The sequence below is a fragment of the Allomuricauda sp. M10 genome (genome assembly GCF_020782875.1).
GTDB lineage: Bacteria > Bacteroidota > Bacteroidia > Flavobacteriales > Flavobacteriaceae > Flagellimonas.
In genome coordinates this window covers 895,510-915,358 of sequence record NZ_JAJGBN010000001.1, presented here as the reverse complement: position 1 = coordinate 915,358, position 19,849 = coordinate 895,510, and the positions used below count along the sequence as shown (strand labels likewise).

Genomic DNA, 19,849 nt, shown 5'->3' with positions numbered 1-19,849 from the left:
TCATGGATAACAAAGCTGCAGATCGCATTCAAGACCTTCAATATTTTGGCGAATTTGGTGGTGTAAACCCTTCCATATCAGATTCATCTACCTACACCTTCTTGACTGCGAAGACGATGTTCGATACTTTCGAGGGCAACACAGAAGGTTGTTACTTGTACAGCAGGCACTCCTCCCCTTCCAATCTATATTTGGGAGAGGCCATGGCCCAATTGGAAGGCACCGAGTCCGCCAACGTATTTGCGAGTGGCATGGGTGCTATCAGTGCCGTGATCATGCAATTGTGCGATAGTGGTGATCATATTGTATGCAGCAGAACCATTTACGGAGGCACTTATGCCTTCTTAAAGAATTTCTTGAAAAAGTTCAACATAACCACCTCATTTTTGGACATTACGGATTTGGATGCCGTTGCAAACGCCATCACCCCAAAGACCAAAATGATCTATTGTGAAGCCATCAGCAATCCTCTACTGGAAGTTGCCGACATCGCTTCCTTGTCCAAAATTGCCAAAAAGAACAATATTCCTTTAGTAGTGGACAATACCTTTTCCCCTTTGAACATTGGCGCGGCCCAATTGGGAGCGGATATCGTGGTGCACAGTCTAACCAAGTTCATCAACGGCAGTAGCGACTGTGTAGCAGGGGCCGTTTGTGGTACCAAAGATTTTTGTCTTGGTTTAAAGGATGTGAATAATGGTGCCGGTATGTTGTTCGGAAGTACCTTGGACAGTCTTCGGGCGGCATCCATCCTAAAAAATATGCGTACGCTGCATATCCGCATCAAAAAGCATAGTGAAAATGCCCACTATTTGGCCAAGCAATTTGAGAAGGACGGATTAAAAGTGGTGTATCCCGGCTTGGAAAGTCATCCCGGCCATGAATTGATGAAAAAACAGATGAATCCAGAATATGGCTTCGGCGGTATGTTGACTTTGGATGTTGGTTCTTTGGATCAAGCCAATGCTTTGATGGAACTCATGCAAAAAGAAAAACTGGGGTACCTGGCAGTAAGTTTAGGCTTTTACAAAACTTTGTTCAGCGCTTCCGGAACCTCCACCTCTTCTGAAATCCCCGAAGAGGAACAAAAGCAATTGGGTCTTTCCCAGGGACTTATCCGTTTTTCCATCGGTTTGGACAATGATATCCACAAAACTTATCTTTCCATGCGTAGCTGTATGGAAACTTTGGGAATCCTTTCACCGGATACCGCTTTGGTGTGATCGTATCGCAATCCTGTTTGCAGAACAAGGGGCAAAGTTGTAATATTACCTCTTAACAAACTCAGACCACATGGCTAATCCAGAGGAAAAACCACATTTTAGGGAAGACGAACATATTGTTGAGAACAAAAATCTAAGCATTGCCGAAGCGCTCATCCCCGTGATTGCTTTGGTAGGCATGTTGGCTTACAACGTTTTTGTCTTTGGTGATGATGCGCTGAGCGGTTCCAACCAGTTTATTCTTTTGTTGGGCGGTGCCGTAGCCGCGATTGTTGGTTTTTTCAACAAGGTTTCGTATCAACAAATGATTGATGAGGTGGCCGAAAATGTTCGCTCCACTACAGGAGCCTTGCTTATCCTACTCATGGTGGGTGCGCTTTCCGGAACCTGGTTGGTGAGCGGTATCATTCCTGCCATGATCTATTATGGGCTTCAGATTTTGAACCCGACCATATTTTTAGCGGCCTGTGTGATCATTTGTTCCATCATTTCGGTGGCCACCGGTAGTAGCTGGACCACCTCTGCCACCGTGGGTATTGCCTTGGTAGGTATTGGTGATGCTTTGGGCATTCCTTTAGGAATGACCGCTGGCGCTGTGCTTTCAGGTGCCTATTTTGGGGATAAAATGTCTCCCTTAAGCGATACCACCAATTTAGCACCTGCCATGGCTGGAGGGGATTTGTTCTCCCATATTCGGTATATGGCCTTGACCACTACCCCGACCATCATCATTACCTTAATATTTTTCATTATCATGGGCTTCACCATTGATACTTCAGGGGTTGCAGATACGGGTTCCATTTTAACGAATATCAGTAAAACCTTCAATATTAATGGATGGCTGTTTTTGGTGCCGATTGCGGTAATCGTATTGATCGTAAAAAAAGCACCTCCTCTGATGGCCTTGTTGATCGGCACACTTTTGGGCGGAGTGTTCGCCTTGATTTTTCAACCGGACATTGTGGCCCAAATAGGCGGTGGTACCCAACTGACTTTTGAAGCTGCTTATAAAGGCATTTTGAACGCCATCACTGTAGACACCAATATTGCAACAGATGATCCCGCATTGAACGACCTGTTCTCCTCTGGTGGTATGTCGGGAATGCTCGGAACTATTTGGCTCATTGTATGCGCCATGGTTTTTGGAGGCATCATGGACGGCATTGGAGCTTTGGAGCGTATCACCGAATCCCTGTTGAAAATGGCCAAAACCACTTTTGGACTCTTTGCTAGCACCGTTGGAAGTTGTTTGGCCCTCAACGTAACGGCATCCGACCAATATCTGGCCATTGTGGTGCCCGGTAAAATGTTTTCCAAAGCATACAAGGACCGTGGATTGGCCCCTGAAAATTTAAGTCGCTCTTTGGAGGATTCCGGTACCGTAACTTCTGTTTTGGTGCCTTGGAACACCTGTGGTGCTTATCATAGCGGGGTTTTGGGTGTCAGTGTTGCCGAATATGGCATTTTTGCTGTTTTCAATTGGTTGAGCCCCATCATGACACTGATGTTCGCTGCCTTCAAAATTAAGATCAAGCAGCTCACCACCAGCATTTCAGAATAGGGCAGTTCTGTAATTTTTTCTAAAATCACTGGAAGGATGTGTGCCTTTCAGCATTAATCTTTTTACCTTCACACCAAAATAAAAACTCGTCAAACATGGCATCAATCACATTGGGCGGAAGCCCTGTCAATACAGTTGGGGAACTCCCTAAAGTTGGCTCAATTGCACCTGATTTTACATTGACAAAATTGGATCTTTCCGAAGCATCCCTTTCCGATTTCAAAGGACAAAAACTGGTTTTGAACATCTTCCCAAGCATCGACACGGGCACTTGTGCACAATCGGTTCGTCATTTTAACAAGGATGCATCAGAATTGAAAAACACCAAGGTGCTTTGCATTTCCAAGGACTTGCCCTTTGCCCAAAAAAGATTTTGTGGTGCCGAAGGCATTGAAAATGTGATTATGCTATCGGATTTCAAAACAGGGAAGTTTGGGGCGGATTATGGTCTGACATTTGCCGACAGTGCATTGAAAAGTCTTTTATCCAGAAGTGTAGTGGTTTTGGATGGAAATGGAAAAGTAGTCTATACGGAACAAGTGGCCGAAACCGCCGACGAGCCTAATTATGAGGCAGCGTTGGACGCACTGAAAAATGCCTAAGGAATCTTTCATAACCAATAGAATTCGCGGAGTGGGATATGCCCTAAAGGGCATGTTCCTTCTATTGCGCACAGAAAGTAGCATACAGATTCAGTTTGGTATCGCTCTTGTAATGACGGTAGCAGGGTTCTATTTTGAAATTTCCAAAACGGAATGGATCCTTCAATTGTTCGCCATCGGTATGGTGATGGGTATTGAAGGATTGAACACGGCCATAGAAAAGGTTTGTGACTATATTCAACCCGACATCGACCCCAAAATCGGGTTCATTAAAGATATTTCCGCTGGTGCCGTAATGATAGTGTCCATTATTGCCAGTATTATTGGACTGATCATTTACATACCCAAATTCATGTAACGGCATCCAAGGACAATTGTAGCCTCGTAAATTTGTAACTTAGCCCCGCATTAAACACGATTAATGGCAAAAAAAAGGACAAAATCAAAATCTCAACCTACGACCTCCAAAAAGAAGTTTTCGCTTAAACCTTCAAAGCAGAACAAGATTATTTTCGGAAGTCTTTTGATCGTTCTCAGCATCGCACTATTTTTCTCCTTCATGTCCTATTATTTTACATGGCAGGAAGATCAGAGCATGCTTACGGAATTTGCCAATCGGAATGCTGAGGCAAGCAACCTTTTAAACAAGTTTGGTGCCGCTGTTAGCCATTTTTTTATGTACAAAGGCTTCGGATTGGCATCGTTTGCCTTTCCCTTTTTGCTGGCCATCACCGGATTGTATCTCTTTTTAGGTTTGGACGGAAAAGGTCTCATCGGTAAATGGGTTTGGGGGCTGACCGGAATCATTTGGGTTTCTGTTGCCTTGGGCTTTTTTGCTGCTGACCTTCCTCTTTTGGGTGGCTTGATCGGGTACGAAGTGAATGATTTCCTTCAGGATTACGCCGGTAAAATTGGGGTGTTCCTCATTTTGGTCTTTGTATTGATGGTCATTTTGGTTCGATTGTTCAACTTTACTCCGGAAGGATTTGCCAATTTCTTCCGTTCGCAAAAAGCAAAGATCAAATCGGATTTCAATGACACCGATGAACAAATTGTTGCGGTGAATGAAGCTGAAGATGATGATGAGAGTAGCATTGAACTCAAAATGGACGACAAGGTCCAAGAAAAAATAGACACCTATACCCATAAAAAGGACATTCCCCCACTTGTTAATGAGGCAGGATTGGATGTAAACCTACCTGAGGAAGAAGAATCTGATATTGACTTGACGGTGGAAGAAACCAAGGAAGAAGAGGAAAGCGATGTTAAAGCTGCCCGATTAGTGAAGGATTTTGGGGAGTTCAATCCAAAATTGGAATTGGGCAATTACAAGTTCCCTCAATTGGACCTTTTGGATGCCCATGGGGCTTCCGGAGGTATTACGATTAACCAGGAAGAACTGGAGGAAAACAAAAACCGAATCGTAAGTACCCTCAAAAATTATAAGATTGGTATTGCCCAGATCAAGGCAACGATCGGTCCAACAGTGACCCTTTATGAAATAGTTCCTGAAGCAGGTATTCGAATTTCCAAAATCAAAAACCTAGAGGACGATATTGCTTTATCATTGGCTGCATTGGGAATCAGGATCATTGCCCCTATTCCCGGCAAAGGGACTGTAGGTATTGAGGTGCCGAACAAAAATGCCACAGTGGTTTCCATGCGCTCCGTAATTGCCTCCAACAAATTCCAAAAGGCGGAAATGGAGCTTCCAATAGCATTTGGGAAGACCATCAGCAACGAAACTTTTGTAGTGGATCTGGCCAAAATGCCCCACTTGCTCATGGCAGGTGCAACAGGTCAAGGTAAATCGGTAGGGCTTAATGCGGTCATCACCTCCCTACTTTATAAAAAACACCCTGCTGAGGTGAAGTTCATCTTTGTGGATCCCAAAAAGGTGGAACTGACCCTTTACAATAAAATTGAACGCCATTTCTTGGCCAAACTTCCGGATTCGGACGAGGCCATCATCACCGATACTACCAAGGTAATCAACACCTTGAATTCCCTTTGTATTGAAATGGATAACCGCTATGAGCTATTAAAAGTGGCCATGGTGCGGAACATAAAGGAATACAATGCCAAGTTCAAGGCCAGAAAACTGAATCCTAACGACGGACATAAATTTTTGCCTTATATCGTTTTGGTCATCGATGAGTTTGCGGATCTGATCATGACCGCAGGTAAGGAAGTGGAAACGCCTATTGCTAGGTTGGCACAGCTGGCTAGGGCGATTGGAATCCACCTGATCATCGCCACCCAAAGACCTTCGGTGAATGTGATCACGGGTATCATCAAAGCCAACTTCCCGGCGCGTATTGCTTTTAGGGTTACTTCAAAAATCGATTCCCGTACCATTTTGGACGCACAAGGTGCAGATCAACTCATTGGTCGTGGAGATATGCTTTATACGCAAGGCAATGATATGACACGTTTGCAGTGTGCTTTTGTGGATACCCCCGAAGTAGGCAAGATAGTAGACTATATTGGCTCTCAAAGAGCCTATCCAGAAGCCCATTTGCTTCCAGAATATATTGGTGAGGATTCTGGCACAAGTATTGATTATGATATCTCGGAAAGGGATAGCATGTTCCGTGAAGCCGCCGAAGTTATTGTAACGGCACAACAAGGTTCTGCTTCCTTGATCCAACGTAAATTGAAATTGGGTTACAACAGGGCCGGAAGGATCATTGATCAATTGGAAGCCGCCGGAATCGTTGGCCCATTTGAAGGGAGCAAGGCCAGACAGGTACTGATCCCCGATATTTATTCTTTGGAACAACATTTGGAAAACGAAACAAAATAATACCATGATTAAAAAATATATTCTTTTTATCGCTTTATCCACAGTCGGACTTTTAACCTACGGACAGGATGCCGCTAAGGCAAAAGCCCTTTTGGATGATGTCTACAACAAGGTAAAGTCCTATGACAATATTTATATTGAATTTCAGTCTTCATTGGAAAACACAGAGGCCAACCTGAAGCAGGAAACCAATGGCAATGTGACCTTAAAAGGTGAAAAATATGTATTGAACTACCTCGGAGCCGAACAATTGTTCGATGGTAAAAAGGTGTATACCATTGTGCCCGAAAACGAGGAAGTAACCATTGAGGATGTTAACGAGGAAGAGGACAATGTAAGCCCATCTAAAATGTTGACATTCTACAAAACGGGTCATAATTACAAATGGGATATCCTTCAAAATGTTGGGGGAAGAAAAATTCAATATGTGAAGCTCACCCCTATCGATTCCAATTCGGAGATCAAATCCGTGTTGTTAGGTATCGATACGGAAACCAAGCACATCTACAAATTGATCCAAACCGGTAACAATGGCACCAAGACCACCATTACCGTTAATTCTTTCAAAACCAATCAACCCCTTTCCAGCACTCTTTTTACCTTTAACAAGAAAAAATACGAGGACAAAGGGTATTACATTACAACGAACTAGGCATTGAAAATACTAGACCAGTATATATTAAGGAGGTTCCTTTATAATTTCTTCAGTTCCTTTTTCATCTTGATCGTCATATTCATTTTTCAAGGAATATGGCTGTTCATTGATGATTTGGCCGGGAAAGGTCTGGGTATAGTGATCATTGCCAAATTCATCTTTTATTTTATCCCCACCCTGATCGACAAGGTTTTACCCCTCACGGTACTGCTTTCGTCGATTCTGACTTTTGGAACCTTTGCAGAAAACTACGAGTTTGCTGCCATGAAGGCTTCGGGTATTTCATTGCAACGAGGTATGCGAAGTTTGATCGTATTCGTGCTCTTTTTGGGCGTGGTCACCTTTTTCTTCGCCAATAATGTCATACCGAAATCGGAGCAAAAAATGTTCAACCTCAGGCGGAACATTGCCAAGGTAAAACCCGCAGCCGCCATTACCGAAGGGGTTTTCAGTGATTTTGAAGGCACCGCACAGGGGATGAACATTAAAGTGGACCGAAAACATGGGGAACAGGATCGTTTTTTGGAAAATGTGATCATTCATAAAAAATCGAACCAAGGCATCAACACCACGGTGATCAAGGCGAAATCCGGGGAACTTATCAGTAGCGAGACTTCGGACATTATCCAACTCGTTCTTAAGGATGGAAATTATTACGAAGAATTGGTCCCAAAAGATGCCAAAGAACGCAGAAAGCAACCTTTTGCCAAATCGGATTTTGAAACCTATACCATCAATATCGATATATCTGAACTCAACGACCAAGATCTGGAAGAAGATCAGAACATCACCACCAATAAGATGAAGAATGTGAGCCGATTGATCAAGGATATCGACTCGCTTCGTGAAAACAACCTGGAAAAAGTGGAAGCTTTTTCTAAAAATATCGTAAACCGAATGGGTGCCTTCCCAATTCTTGCCAAGGCGGACAGCACGGAACAAAAGAATGGTCCAGAGCTAATCGTTTCAGAAAAAGAAAAAAAAATCAATAAGGATTCCATAAAAAGTACTGAGGATTTGGTGAAAAACCTCGAGGTGTGGGAACAATTGCAGGTCATGAAAAAAGCGCAGAACGATGTTGCCGGTATTCTCAGCACTGTAATCGCAAAAAAGGACGAGCTACAGACCAGATTTAAGTTCTACAACAGCCACATCCTATCCCTGCACCAAAAATATGCCCTGGCACTTTCGTGTATCATTCTGTTCTTCGTTGGGGCGCCATTAGGGGCCATAATCCGTAAGGGTGGACTTGGTTTGCCCATGGTAATAGCCATTGTCTTATTTTTGACCTATTATTTTATTGGGGTATTTGCCGGTAATTATGCCAAGGAAGGCAATATTCACCCAGCTCTGGGAGCCTGGCTTTCCACTTTGATCATGTTACCCTTGGGTGTTTCTTTGACCAAAAGGGCCACTGCGGATAAAGGATTGTTCGGGTTCGGAAATATATTGGATGGAATAAAATCCATTTTTAAAAGAAAGAAAAAAGATTCAGAGGAATGATGGCCACCAAAGACAAAAAAATTCAACTGAATGCCATAGAAGAAGCCATAGCAGACATCCGTCAGGGCAAGGTGATCATTGTGGTGGATGATGAAAATCGGGAAAATGAAGGTGATTTTCTCGCCGCTGCTGAGTTGATCACCCCAGAGACCATCAATTTTATGGCTACCCATGGGCGTGGTCTTATCTGTGCCCCTTTAACGGAAGGAAGATGCAAGGAACTCGGTCTTCATAAAATGGTTGCCCACAATTCCGATCCATTGGAAACGGCCTTTACCGTTTCTGTGGATTTAAGGGGTAATGGTGTTACCACGGGTATTTCCGCTGCTGATAGGGCCAAGACTGTGTTGGCATTGACCGATCCTATTACCAAAGCACATGATTTGGGTAGACCTGGACACATTTTTCCTTTAATTGCGAAAGAAGGTGGCGTGTTGAGAAGGACTGGGCATACCGAAGCTGCCATAGATTTTGCTCGATTGGCCGGTTTGGAACCCGCCGGGGTCATTGTAGAGATCATGAACGAAGATGGCACCATGGCACGATTGCCCCAATTGATGGAGGTTGCCAAAAAATTTGACCTGAAAATTGTTTCCATTGAGGATTTGATTGCCTATCGAATGGAACATGATAGCCTCATTGAACTTAAGGAAGCCTTTACCATTAAAACCCGTTTTGGGGAATTTCGTTTGAGGGCCTATCAACAAACCACCAATGATCAAGTGCATATTGCCCTTTTAAAAGGAAATTGGAAAACCGGTGAACCCGTGTTGACCCGCATCAATTCTACCTTGGTGAACAACGATATGTTGGGAACCTTGACCAATAACCCTGATGAAGCCCTTCAGCGCATGTTCAAAGTCTTGAATGCTGAAGAAAACAGTGCCATCATCTTTATCAACCAAGGTAACCAATCCATGAACCTGCTGAACCGATTGTCCGAATTCAAAAAACTGCAGGCTCAAGGGGTGACCAGTGCCCCTAAAATTGATATGGACAGTAAGGATTTTGGCATTGGTGCCCAAATTCTCCATGACATCAATATTTCCAAAATCCGACTTTTGAGCAATTCTGCCCACACCCGCCGTGTTGGGATGGTGGGATATGGTCTGGAGATTGTGGAGTATGTGAATTATTGATGAGATGCTTTGCTGCGTTCAGCATGACAGCAAAATGCAATGAAACCATTGGGATGCTTCACTGCGTTCAGCATGACAGGTAAATCCGTTTGATTAAAAACAGGGATTCATTGGGATGCTTCACTGCGTTCAGCATGACAATTGAAAATTGTTTATTGGTTATTGTCAATTGAAAAGTGACTCTTGGATAACAGAAACCATTTTCGAGGCTCGCTCCTCCATTTCCTTTTCGGACCAACTTAATTTGATAAGACAAGAAATCGTTCGGCCCATCCAATGATCAGAAGCCGAAAAATCTGCTTTTGAATAATCCGGAAGTGCATTTTTAACTTCTTGCGGTAAATTCCCCAGTGATTTCAATTGGGTTAGATGCTCCCATTTTTTATAATAATGCCAATTGTTGGAATACCAATAAAAACAACCATCCACTCCATTTGTTCCCAAAGCTTTATGGACTTTTTGTGTTAGCTCTTCCGAAGGAAGGAAGAAACTCAGAAAGGAATAGTTTTCCTCTCCACCTTCTGGTACTCTTCTAAAAGACACTTCTGGAATTTGGGACAACGCCTCCCTTAAAAGGGTATAGTTTCTTTTTTGGATAGAAAGAAATTCATCCAATCGGGAAAGTTGCGCCAAACCAACAGCGGCATTCAATTCGGAGATCCTAAAATTGTATCCCAAAAAAGGATGCTGCTCCGCTCCGCGGTCGTTCCCAATGTGGTCATGACCGTGATCGGAATATTGATGGGCATTTTCGTAATATGCTTCGTTATTGGTAATGATGGCGCCACCTTCCCCACAAGTAATCGTTTTCACATAATCGAAGGAAAAACAGCCAAGGTCGCCATAACTTCCCAACGGCTTGCCTTGGTAGGTTCCCCCGATAGCCTGACAAGCATCTTCCAAAAGCAATAAGTTGTGTTTGTCGCAAATGGCTTTCAACGCCTGTAAATTGGCCATGGAACCGCACATATGCACGGGCATTACCACTTTGGTTTTCGGGCCGATGGCCTTTACAACTGCCGAAGGATCCAGGGTAAGGGTGTCATCAATATCAACAAGGACAGGAATGGCTCCCAATGCCAAAATGGACTCGAAACTGGCCACAAAAGTAAAGGTGGGCATGATGACCTCATCCCCTGCTCCAACTCCTGCACTGGCCAAGGCCACGGTCAAGGCCGCGGTTCCACTGCTCACCAAATGTACGTGTTGGGTCTGCATGCGTTTGGCAAGGGCCGCTTCCAATTCCTTGGCTTTCCAATGACCATTTCGCATACCATCAAATCCGTAGCGCATGAGCACTCCCGAATCCAATACATCCTGCACTTCTTTTCGTTCCTTATCCCCAAACAGTTCAAATCCCGGCATTCTTGTTATTCAATTTTAATTCGACTTAAAAAAACCAAAGTTTTATGGCCATGATTACCACAGCGACAACCAGAAAAGTCTTGATGAACCCATCGCCTCTTTGCACTGAAAACCGACTTGCCACCCAAGCGCCCGATCCGTTGCCTATGGCCAAAATTAACCCGATTTTCCAATTGACCTTATCATGAAAGGCAAATACTGCCAATGCTGCCAACATATAGATAAATACCACCGTTACCTTGGTGGCATTGGACCGTACTAGATTCATCCGGTTGATGTAATGTGTGAACAGCATCATCAGAAAGCCAAGTCCGGCGTTGATGAATCCTCCATAGATGCCAAAACCAAAAAAAACGATCAGGCTTATCCACAGATATTTACCAGTGAGGCGTTCCTGCATGTCCTCCAACCGCATTTTGGGCTTAAAAATGATGATGAGCACCACCGCCACCATCACCATGGCCAAAATCCGATTAAATGTCTCCCCATTGATGTCCACTGCAATCCATGCCCCGATCAAGGAACCTAAAAAGGCGGCAATACCCAAATACACATTAAAAGGAAAAGTGGAGATGCCCTTGCTTTTGAATCCTGCTGTGGCCATGGCAGTTTGGATCACTATGGCCACCCTATTGGTACCATTGGCTACGGCGGCCGGGAGTCCCAAAAAAATAAGGGTTGGCAATGAAAGGAGCGAGCCACCTCCTGCAACTGTGTTGATAAAACCAACCGCAAAACCGACTGCAACGAGGAGCAAATAATGGTACCATTCCAACATGGCGCAAAAGTACAGGCAATAGTTGAATTTTGTGGTCCATAAAAAATAAAATGCTTTGGTTTTTCACAGAAGGAAAAAGCTTTATATATTTGCACCCGCTTAGGAGGATTGGCAGAGTGGTCGTCTCGATAGCTATCGGGAGCGGCAATCTTGAAAACAGACCTTCTTTTTTACTGGAGAAATGGCAGAGTGGTCGAATGCGGCAGTCTTGAAAACTGTTGAGGGTCACACCTCCGGGGGTTCGAATCCCTCTTTCTCCGCTTAATGACGTGAAAAGCCCCTTTTTAGGGGCTTTTATTTTTTGGTTGACAATCTAGTTGACAGAACTGGTCATTTTATTTCAAGCTAGAAATTGTTATTTAAAATTCTTCCCTATTTTACTTTCCCAGCCAACTGTTTATGCACATAAATCCACCGAAGGCCCCAAGGACAGGTATGTTCCAATTCGGATGATTGATTTACTGAATAAATACATGGCCCGCGACTCATGTTAGCACCACAAGTCTAGACAAAATAAAAAATCCATTTGATGAGTTTGAGATTTAATATAGAAAACAACCCAAATCATCGGTTTTATTTCTATTTTGGGTGTATAGAGATGTATTTTACGTTTCTATAAACAAGTTGTGCTTAATGCAGAAAAAACAGAATGTCAGAAATTGAGAACATAAAATATTTTGCACTTTTGGAGGAATTTGAAACCTCTGACAAGTTGATTAAATTAGGTTTTGGTGAACTTCAGAATATCAATCTCAATAACGATTTTTACTTTCTTCCTTTTCAACTTTTATCACAAGGGTTTGAGAGATTCATGAAAGCCTACATTTGCTTGGGTTATTTCCATAAACACCAAGAACTTCCAAACTTTAGGTATCTCAAAAACTTAGGACACGATTTAGAAAAACTGCTAAAGGAAATTATCGACAATTATTATTTTGATTTCAATAGACCTCAGTTTGATTTAGACAATGAATTTATACAAGCGAACTCGGATTTAAAAGAGCTTCTTTTTATACTTTCCGAGTTCGGTAAATTAGCAAGATATCATAATTTCGATTTGATTACCGATAATGCACAAATTGGAGTAAATACGAAAAAGTTATGGGAAGAGTTTGAAAACAAAGTACTTGACTTAAAAGATTATGAAAAATTAATGGATTTTAATTTGAGTCACGAAGTTTATCAAAAAATATCTACCTATATAATCATTGTATTTGAAAAGTTCATTTCTGCAATTTCAAGACAATTTATTTTTAAATGTTTAGGGCAACAAGGCTTGCAACTATCGGCTTCTACGTTTTTCGATTTTGGAATGTTATATGAAAAAGATTTTGGAAAGAAGGATTATCGAAGTCAAACCACAAAATATAAGGAAGCACCAAAAAAAGTTCACAAAAGAACAATGTTAGACGAGATTCAACGGAATGTGAATCCTGAATACATATCAAAGAAAATCTTAAAATCAGAATATAATGGAGATTGGCCTTTTTATGTTGACGAAGTTATTATAGAGTGTAGACAAAATCATTGGTGTATTGTTACAATAGACGGATTTGACTATGCACTAAATGGTTCAGCAAAAGGACGGTATAAATTAGAAAACCCTCACGATGCAGGAATGGCTATTTTAGGAAAAAGCATCTCTGATTTTATACAAATGGCTCTGGAATTAGGAAATGAAAAAAGCACTAAGCACAACAATATATAACCGCAATTACGGCGGATTCGACCACCCTTCGACTGCGCTCAGGGCAGGCTAGAATCCACTCGGAATTGTTAAAGTCTGTGCCAAACCGAAAATTAACGCATACAAACGCGTAACTGACGGTTATACAAGACCGTTGTACGTCAGCTTAAAAAGGTATCGCTACACTGACAAAATGCAAATAGAAAAATTACATCATATCGCAATAATCTGTACTGACTACCAAAAATCAAAACAGTTTTATACGGACATTTTAGGTTTTAAAATTGACAATGAAGTTTACAGACAAGAAAGACAATCTTATAAACTTGACCTTTCGCTTAACGGACAATACATAATTGAACTTTTTTCTTTTCCTAATCCACCACAAAGACCGACAAGACCCGAAGCAACAGGATTAAGACATATTGCTTTTGGAGTGAAAGACATTGAAAAAGCAATTTTATTTTTGACATCAAAAAACATCATAACAGAGCCAATTCGCATAGACGAATACACAAACAAAAAATTCACGTTTTTTTCCGACCCAGACAATTTACCAGTTGAGTTTTACGAACTATGATAGACTTAAAACAATACATAGAAAATCCGAAACTTGCATTATTACAAGGCAACAATTTGCAACCTTGGCAAATCATTGACAACTTAGACAACATATTGCTACAATACATAAAAACATTAGACAGTGACTACAAAATAGAAAACAACATTGCTATTCACAAGACAGCAACCATTGAACAAGGTGTAACATTAAAGGGAACAATCATCATTTCCGAAAACTGTTTTATCGGTGCTCACGCCTATTTGCGAGGACCGATTTTTTTGAGCAACTCCGTAACGATTGGACCAGGTTCTGAAATAAAACAGTCCATGCTTTTTGACCGAACGGCTGTTGCCCATTTCAACTACATTGGAAACAGCATTCTTGGACAAAACATAAATTTTGAGGCAGGTTCATTGTGTGCAAATCACTACAACGAAAGACATAACAAGCGAATTTTTATAAAACACAACAATCGACTCATTGACACCAAAACTGAAAAATTTGGTTCGTTGGTTGGCGACAATTCCAAAATTGGAGCAAATGCAGTTTTATCACCAGGAACAATTTTAGAAAAAAACAGCATTGTAAAACGACTTGAATTAATTGAACAAATACAATGACAAAAGCTAAACGCACAACAATGGCCATGAACAATTGGTGCGAAAGTGATAAAATGAAAGTATAAACACAAAAACAAAGGTCGGTACCAAACCGAATAGTTAGGGCTTAAAATCCCGCACTACTCATAGCTGTACCGTTAGCGCCAAAAAAATCTTCTTTTCATGTCCGCTTAAGGGTGTAAGTCCTTAAATTTCCGGAAAATGGTTAGTACAAATTGGTATTAATATTGTTTTCCAATATAGCCCCTGTAATGAAGATGACAATTCATAACCCTTAAACACTCTCCGGTCATCACATTTTACCAATCTGAAATCTTTGGTAGGTAAAAGCCCCATTAACATTAGTGATTGCATGGAAATATGTTTAAATTACCATAAATGCTCCATGGAACCTCACCATTACATAAAAACATTGACATTTTAAAAGGCAACCTAAGTCAATCATAAACAAGCCCTTCGTTGAAAAATTTTGAACAGATCGTCCTTTTGTTGATTTCAGGCCAGGGAATCCTTTTAAGTTTGGGCTTAATTTCTACCATTGTCAAAAAAAGATGGTCCAATTTCTTTTTGGGATGGATAATCCTGGTTTTGACTTTGGAAATGTTGAACGCCTGGGCCATGACCATTGGTTACCATGGCACAAAACATCTGTTTCCCTTTTGGATCTTGGGTTCCTATTTGATCTTGCCACCTGCCATTCTCTTTTTTCTGAAGGCCAGCACAAAGGCATCTTTTCGGTTCAGCAAGAAGCATGTGCTGTATTTTGTGCCCGCATGCGTAGAGATTTTGCTGGCCGCCTTCGCCTTTTACTCCAATAAGATTTGGGGAACCGACATTCATTTGATCAAAAACCCCTTTTGGTTCTTCTTGACGGAAATTCTTCCCGTAATCGGGATGGTCTCAGTGTTGGTGTATTTCGCCTTGACTCTATTTGGCCTGACCCTTCAATTAAAGGGTCATCCGGGAAGAACTGGCTCCCGTCCGCTCATTAAATTGTATCTGTTCTTTGGAGTTTTTTCTTTACTGACGCTGTTATGGATCCTTCAATCCTTTTTCAAGATAGAAGTGTTTGAAGTCATCAAAACCTTGATACTTTTATTCATTTTCATTTTAGGATACTTAGGGTACTTTCAGCCCAAATTTTTTGATGTTCCGGAATTTGTGAAATCTCAAAATAAGAGAAACAGCTATCCAAACCTTGATGATGCAAAGGAACTGGAACGACTGAACCACTTGTTCGAAGTGGATAAGTTATTCCTTCAACCGAAATTGACCTTGGAGCAAGTAGCGGAACAATTGCATCTTCCTGAACGATATCTTTCAGAACTGATCAACTCCTATCACAAAACAACTTTTAGACATTTTGTGAACCAATTCAGGGTAAAGGAGGCCATTGATCAGATCCAGGACCCGAAACAAGCACATAAGAGCCTATTGGGGATAGCGATGGATGTGGGTTTCAGTTCCAAATCAACTTTTAACCAATCCTTTAAGGCCCAAACCGGGAAAAATCCTTCGGACTTTCTTAAAAAATAATGCGTGCGAAAACACGTTTCTGGACGTCCTAAAACATTCATGTAGGCGATATTGTCCTAAAATCGCCTTTGATTTGTCAAAAAAAAAATGATGAAACGATTCGCAATCCTTTTTACAGTTTTCCTATTACCTCTTGCCTCGATGGCACAATCAGGCAATGACCATGAAATACAAATTGAAATAAACAAAAACATAGAACTACTCGGAATAGGGTACTTTATCGGGTTTGAAGGTGTAGATATTGAAAACAAAACGGTGGTGGTAGATGGCAGGACCATACCAAAAATGGAATGGCACAGCTACGGTTATGATATCTACAAGAAATTTGGGCATTTTGCCCAAAGTGAACATTTGAACAAAGCGTTCGGGGTGGCGGACCATTTATGGTTGGATTATCTATCCGCCTTTTTATTGCAACTGGCTGATGTGCCCAATGCCAAGATCACCGATTCCCTTGATGTGGGATACTATATCAATTTCTCAAAGGAAAAAAACAAGGAAGAAGCTTTAAGAAATGCCCGGATTTTTCTTGATGGATTAAATGCTTTTTCGGAGGAAATCAATTTGGATTTGTACATGAAAACGTCCAATCCCTTTTATGAAAGGGCAAAGGAGGAGGTCTTTATCAATGTATCCAACAAAGGATTTGTGGAAACGATGGAAAAATTCTATAAACACGCTTTTTCATCCTACCACTTGGTGCCCAGTTTGACCATTCCGAAGGGCATGGGATTTGGCATCAAAATAAAGGATAACATTTATAGTGTGTTCGGCGCAGTGGATTTTCAAGATTTTGAGAATGAGAGTAATCTCAACATGGGTTTCACCCACAAGGAAAAACTAAACGAGTTGACCATACATGAATTTGGCCATTCCTTCATAAACCCTATTGTCGCAAAACAACCTGAGGCTTTGTTCCAAGCGTCGGAACACTTGTTTCCCACCTTAAAACAGGCAATGAATGATCAAGGCTATAATACCTGGAGAGTTTGCTTATATGAACATTTTGTACGGGCGGGAGAAATCTTCATCGCGGAAAAAATTAGCAATCCGGAAAGTGCCGAACGATTAAAAATTGAATACATCACCAAAAGGAATTTTAAATACATTCCTGTTATTCTGGATGAATTATACCGATACGATCGTGGCGAATACGAAAAATACGATGACGTTGTTGCAAATGTATTGTTGATTCTTTCAAAAATGTAAATGCATCCGGAGCCGAGCCAGTTTAATGGTTTTCACGAAGCATACAATCTGTTTGGATTTTCTTATTGATGCTTTAATAAATTTTTGGTCACCTTATTCAATCAGACTTTCTGCCTTTAGGGCCGCAAGGGCTTCCCAAACATCATCAGGCTCCATTTTTTCACCTGTAATTTTTACATAAAAACGACTTTCTACAAGGCATTCCAAAATGGTATTCCCTTTCTTTTTTTGGTATTCCTCAACGGCACGTACTCCATTTTTGGTAAGGGTACGTTTCCTTTTGGTCTCGCTTTCCTCCTCGTAATCCGAAGCCAAGGTTACTTGGGCCGCCATAGCTACTGATGCTCCCATCTCCCCTGCACAATCCATCACTTCCACTTTCAGTTTACGAACATTGTCCGCCGATACATAATTTGCTTCCACTGAAGCTATTTCACCCATCACCATGGCCCCCAAGGTATAGCCAGTGCGCCGCATACCCAATAATTCATCCGGCAGCCATGCCTTAAACACTTCCTTGGAAATCGGTTTTGTATTTCTTAGGGCCTCTGCATTTACCTTTATATCATTAACCGTCCCCATCATGGTTTCTGTTGGAATGGATGTTTTGGTTGCACTTTCCGCCTTCGGATTATCCTTTTCAATATTTTGAGCTTCAGGATTGTTCTTACAGGATATCCAAATCAGAAGTGAGGCCAAACAAATTATGAGGTTTGATTTTTTCATTTTATCCTATTAATTATCAATTGTTTACATTTTAATCAATCTTCTCGTTATTTAGGCAAAATCAACAGTTCCACTCTTCGGTTTCTTTGCCGATTTTCCTCCGTATTGTTTGGGGCAACGGGCTGTGAATCCCCAAAACCTTTGGTTTGCCAGGAAAAGTTACTCGCTGATTCCTTCATTAAGGATTTTAGTACGTTGCTGACACTTTGGGCCCTTTGTTCCGACAGTTTTTTGTTCGAAGCTGCATTACCAATATTGTCAGTGTGCCCTTCCACCACTATAGTCCCTTTTCCCAGTTGTTCAATTTGAGGGATAAGCTCCGATAGCAATGCTTCGGCTTCAGGTTTCAGCTCAAATTTTCCAAACTCGAACAAAACCGAACTGTCCAATTGCAAACGAATGGCACCCCCTATTGCGGCAACGGCATCCACATCGGCACCAGGAATACCACTTTCGGTCATTAAATCGGTCAACCGAACAAAGGTGAAGGTCTCACCTTGTTTTACAAATTCATGGATATCCACCATGGCCGTTCCTCCTTCAATCTCCCCAACATGGATCCACTCGGTACCATCTTTGGAAATTTCCAATACTGTGGGTTCCACCTTGCCAATTTCAAAAATGAAAAGATCGGGACCATTAACATCGGTCAGGGCATTATCGGTAAATTCAAGTACCAGTACCCCGCCAATACCTATACTGCAAAATCGAGCATCGAACTTGCCCAAATCCTTGGGGAGATCGGGTTCACCAAGAGATCCCTGGGAAAATCCCCCTTTTGGAAATCCGGGATTATGACTCACCACGCGGTCGGCAAACGAGATTTTTCCCAAAGGGAGAAACACTACATTTCCCTTTTCGTCCAAATAGGTATTGCCCACGGCTTCATCCTTGCTATCCCAGGTTGGATTGAGCTTTTGGAACTCTGCACGGGCCTTTTTTGATTTATTCAATACGGATTTGGCATTCAAGCTTGCTATTTTGGTATGATGATTCAACATTTTGGTGAAGGCTTCCGATGCTTTGCCACTTTTAAGATGGTTTTCAACTTCTGAGTCCAACTTTGCAGCTTGGTTATCCCGTGCTTCCCGTTCGTTCAAATAGCGCTCAAAGGAAGGCACCTTTTCCAGCAATTGAATTTCCTTTTCCGTCATTTTCAAATAACTGGCCATCGCCGTTGCCATACTATCTGGATTCTCTGTCCTAGCAATGATTTCCTGAGCTTCCCTTAACCCATAAGCGTTATAAATTCCCGCTTGGGTCATCTTTTCATAGAGAAGGCTTTCATCGCTGCCCATCAAATCAAGCATTTTGGCTTTTGCCAAGTCTTCCGTGGCATTGGCATTGTAAACAGTTTTCTGGTTGATGAGTGCCAGCCGTTCATTGATCAGATCTTCCACCTTTCTGGCATTCGGGTTGGCCCGCTGCATTACCTGGTCGGTACCTTTGGCAACGGTCTTGAACAGGTTTTGCGCCGTTCTTTTTACGGCATCCCCAGAATTATTACCCGATATCTGTTTTGATTCCACTACCACATCGGAGGTTGATATTCGATGCTTCAATTCGAGAAGTTCCACCTCGGAAAACCCTCCTTTTTTAAGTTTCTCCTCAAAAAGACCGAGTACGGCATCATCGGTTTGAAGTGCCCTGAAAAATACCTCCATTTGGTTTGGGTCACTAAGGTTCACATCAAGGACGCCATCTCCAGGTGGTTTGGAATCCAAAATATCACTTTGTGGTTTTGGGACCGTTTCCTTGTTGGGGGATACCGTTGTAACCTCTTCTTTATTTTCTTCCTTTTTCCCTTGGGAGCAACTGAATACCAGACAGCATAAGCATGGTACAAGAAGTTTGGATAGGGATTTTGACATGGTTAT

At 41.9% G+C, this 19,849-nt stretch carries 17 protein-coding genes and 1 tRNA gene; 14 read left to right on the top strand and 4 right to left on the bottom strand.

The annotated features are described in order from the left end of the window. Positions 1–2 precede the first annotated feature (2 nt). The 8 genes from LKX84_RS04310 to ribB all read left to right on the top strand — a co-directional run bounded on the left by LKX84_RS04310 (position 3) and on the right by ribB (position 9,489). Positions 3–1,223, top strand: coding sequence for an aminotransferase class I/II-fold pyridoxal phosphate-dependent enzyme (locus tag LKX84_RS04310; protein ID WP_228235880.1), 1,221 nt, complete (start codon positions 3–5; stop codon positions 1,221–1,223). Positions 1,224–1,293: 70 nt separating this feature from the next. Further along, positions 1,294–2,784 carry a Na+/H+ antiporter NhaC gene (gene nhaC, locus LKX84_RS04305; RefSeq protein ID WP_228235879.1) on the top strand — a complete coding sequence of 497 codons (1,491 nt, stop codon included), beginning with the start codon at positions 1,294–1,296 and terminating at the stop codon, positions 2,782–2,784. 95 nt (positions 2,785–2,879) lie between these two features. Beyond that, a complete protein-coding gene (gene tpx, locus LKX84_RS04300) occupies positions 2,880–3,386 on the top strand; it encodes a thiol peroxidase (RefSeq protein WP_228235878.1) in 507 nt (168 codons plus the stop codon). Next, positions 3,379–3,744, top strand: a complete 366-nt coding sequence (locus tag LKX84_RS04295) for a diacylglycerol kinase family protein (RefSeq protein WP_228235877.1) — start codon at positions 3,379–3,381, stop codon at positions 3,742–3,744. Before tpx ends, LKX84_RS04295 begins: the two co-directional genes overlap by 8 nt. A 63-nt stretch (positions 3,745–3,807) precedes the next feature. Further along, positions 3,808–6,192 carry a DNA translocase FtsK gene (locus LKX84_RS04290; protein WP_228235876.1) on the top strand — a complete coding sequence of 795 codons (2,385 nt, stop codon included), beginning with the start codon at positions 3,808–3,810 and terminating at the stop codon, positions 6,190–6,192. Between the two features lie 7 nt (positions 6,193–6,199). Then, a complete protein-coding gene (locus LKX84_RS04285) occupies positions 6,200–6,844 on the top strand; it encodes a LolA family protein (RefSeq protein ID WP_410548868.1) in 645 nt (214 codons plus the stop codon). 3 nt (positions 6,845–6,847) lie between these two features. Then, a complete protein-coding gene (locus LKX84_RS04280; RefSeq protein WP_228235874.1) occupies positions 6,848–8,350 on the top strand; it encodes an LptF/LptG family permease in 1,503 nt (500 codons plus the stop codon). Continuing rightward, positions 8,350–9,489, top strand: a complete 1,140-nt coding sequence (gene ribB, locus LKX84_RS04275) for a 3,4-dihydroxy-2-butanone-4-phosphate synthase (protein WP_410548867.1) — start codon at positions 8,350–8,352, stop codon at positions 9,487–9,489. The genes LKX84_RS04280 and ribB overlap by 1 nt, the downstream gene beginning before the upstream one ends. Positions 9,490–9,654: 165 nt before the next feature. Here the strand turns inward: ribB and LKX84_RS04270 are convergent, their stop codons facing one another. Both LKX84_RS04270 and LKX84_RS04265 read right to left on the bottom strand, forming a co-directional pair. Then, the gene (locus LKX84_RS04270; protein ID WP_228235872.1) at positions 9,655–10,854 is read right to left on the bottom strand and encodes a DegT/DnrJ/EryC1/StrS family aminotransferase; all 1,200 of its coding nucleotides are present in this window, start codon (positions 10,852–10,854) and stop codon (positions 9,655–9,657) included. A gap of 25 nt (positions 10,855–10,879) precedes the next feature. Continuing rightward, positions 10,880–11,632, bottom strand: coding sequence for a sulfite exporter TauE/SafE family protein (locus tag LKX84_RS04265; RefSeq protein ID WP_228235871.1), 753 nt, complete (start codon positions 11,630–11,632; stop codon positions 10,880–10,882). Between the two features lie 175 nt (positions 11,633–11,807). On the opposite strand from LKX84_RS04265, the gene LKX84_RS04260 reads away from it, so the two are divergent. The 6 genes from LKX84_RS04260 (at position 11,808) to LKX84_RS04235 (ending at position 17,246) form a co-directional block, all read left to right on the top strand. After that, positions 11,808–11,892, top strand: a tRNA-Ser gene (locus LKX84_RS04260). Positions 11,893–12,281: 389 nt separating this feature from the next. After that, entirely contained in the window at positions 12,282–13,340 is a 1,059-nt protein-coding gene (locus LKX84_RS04255; protein ID WP_228235870.1) for a YebY family protein, read from the top strand. A 172-nt stretch (positions 13,341–13,512) separates the two neighbouring features. Further along, a complete protein-coding gene (locus LKX84_RS04250) occupies positions 13,513–13,899 on the top strand; it encodes a VOC family protein (protein WP_228235869.1) in 387 nt (128 codons plus the stop codon). Beyond that, positions 13,896–14,501 (top strand): DapH/DapD/GlmU-related protein, encoded by a 606-nt coding sequence (locus LKX84_RS04245; protein WP_228235868.1) that lies wholly within the window; start codon positions 13,896–13,898, stop codon positions 14,499–14,501. Before LKX84_RS04250 ends, LKX84_RS04245 begins: the two co-directional genes overlap by 4 nt. A 459-nt stretch (positions 14,502–14,960) precedes the next feature. After that, positions 14,961–16,037: a helix-turn-helix domain-containing protein gene (locus LKX84_RS04240; protein ID WP_228235867.1), complete on the top strand. Its 1,077-nt coding sequence runs from the start codon at positions 14,961–14,963 to the stop codon at positions 16,035–16,037. A gap of 87 nt (positions 16,038–16,124) precedes the next feature. Next, complete coding sequence (locus tag LKX84_RS04235) at positions 16,125–17,246, top strand: DUF4932 domain-containing protein (protein ID WP_228235866.1); 1,122 nt, start codon at positions 16,125–16,127, stop codon at positions 17,244–17,246. A gap of 93 nt (positions 17,247–17,339) precedes the next feature. Here the strand turns inward: LKX84_RS04235 and LKX84_RS04230 are convergent, their stop codons facing one another. Both LKX84_RS04230 and LKX84_RS04225 read right to left on the bottom strand, forming a co-directional pair. Beyond that, a complete protein-coding gene (locus LKX84_RS04230; RefSeq protein WP_228235865.1) occupies positions 17,340–17,972 on the bottom strand; it encodes a hypothetical protein in 633 nt (210 codons plus the stop codon). A 47-nt stretch (positions 17,973–18,019) separates the two neighbouring features. Continuing rightward, complete coding sequence (locus LKX84_RS04225) at positions 18,020–19,843, bottom strand: OmpA family protein (protein ID WP_228235864.1); 1,824 nt, start codon at positions 19,841–19,843, stop codon at positions 18,020–18,022. Between the last annotated feature and the right edge of the window lie 6 nt (positions 19,844–19,849).

Coding starts and splice junctions, on each gene's coding strand:
- ribB (WP_410548867.1), top strand. CDS start 8,350: ATGGCCACCAAAGACAAAAAAATTCAACTGAATGCCATAGAAGAAGCC.
- LKX84_RS04245 (WP_228235868.1), top strand. CDS start 13,896: ATGATAGACTTAAAACAATACATAGAAAATCCGAAACTTGCATTATTA.
- tpx (WP_228235878.1), top strand. CDS start 2,880: ATGGCATCAATCACATTGGGCGGAAGCCCTGTCAATACAGTTGGGGAA.
- LKX84_RS04255 (WP_228235870.1), top strand. CDS start 12,282: ATGTCAGAAATTGAGAACATAAAATATTTTGCACTTTTGGAGGAATTT.
- LKX84_RS04235 (WP_228235866.1), top strand. CDS start 16,125: ATGATGAAACGATTCGCAATCCTTTTTACAGTTTTCCTATTACCTCTT.
- LKX84_RS04265 (WP_228235871.1), bottom strand. CDS start 11,632: ATGTTGGAATGGTACCATTATTTGCTCCTCGTTGCAGTCGGTTTTGCG.
- LKX84_RS04230 (WP_228235865.1), bottom strand. CDS start 17,972: ATGAAAAAATCAAACCTCATAATTTGTTTGGCCTCACTTCTGATTTGG.
- LKX84_RS04250 (WP_228235869.1), top strand. CDS start 13,513: ATGCAAATAGAAAAATTACATCATATCGCAATAATCTGTACTGACTAC.
- LKX84_RS04310 (WP_228235880.1), top strand. CDS start 3: ATGGATAACAAAGCTGCAGATCGCATTCAAGACCTTCAATATTTTGGC.
- LKX84_RS04225 (WP_228235864.1), bottom strand. CDS start 19,843: ATGTCAAAATCCCTATCCAAACTTCTTGTACCATGCTTATGCTGTCTG.
- LKX84_RS04270 (WP_228235872.1), bottom strand. CDS start 10,854: ATGCCGGGATTTGAACTGTTTGGGGATAAGGAACGAAAAGAAGTGCAG.
- LKX84_RS04290 (WP_228235876.1), top strand. CDS start 3,808: ATGGCAAAAAAAAGGACAAAATCAAAATCTCAACCTACGACCTCCAAA.
- nhaC (WP_228235879.1), top strand. CDS start 1,294: ATGGCTAATCCAGAGGAAAAACCACATTTTAGGGAAGACGAACATATT.
- LKX84_RS04295 (WP_228235877.1), top strand. CDS start 3,379: ATGCCTAAGGAATCTTTCATAACCAATAGAATTCGCGGAGTGGGATAT.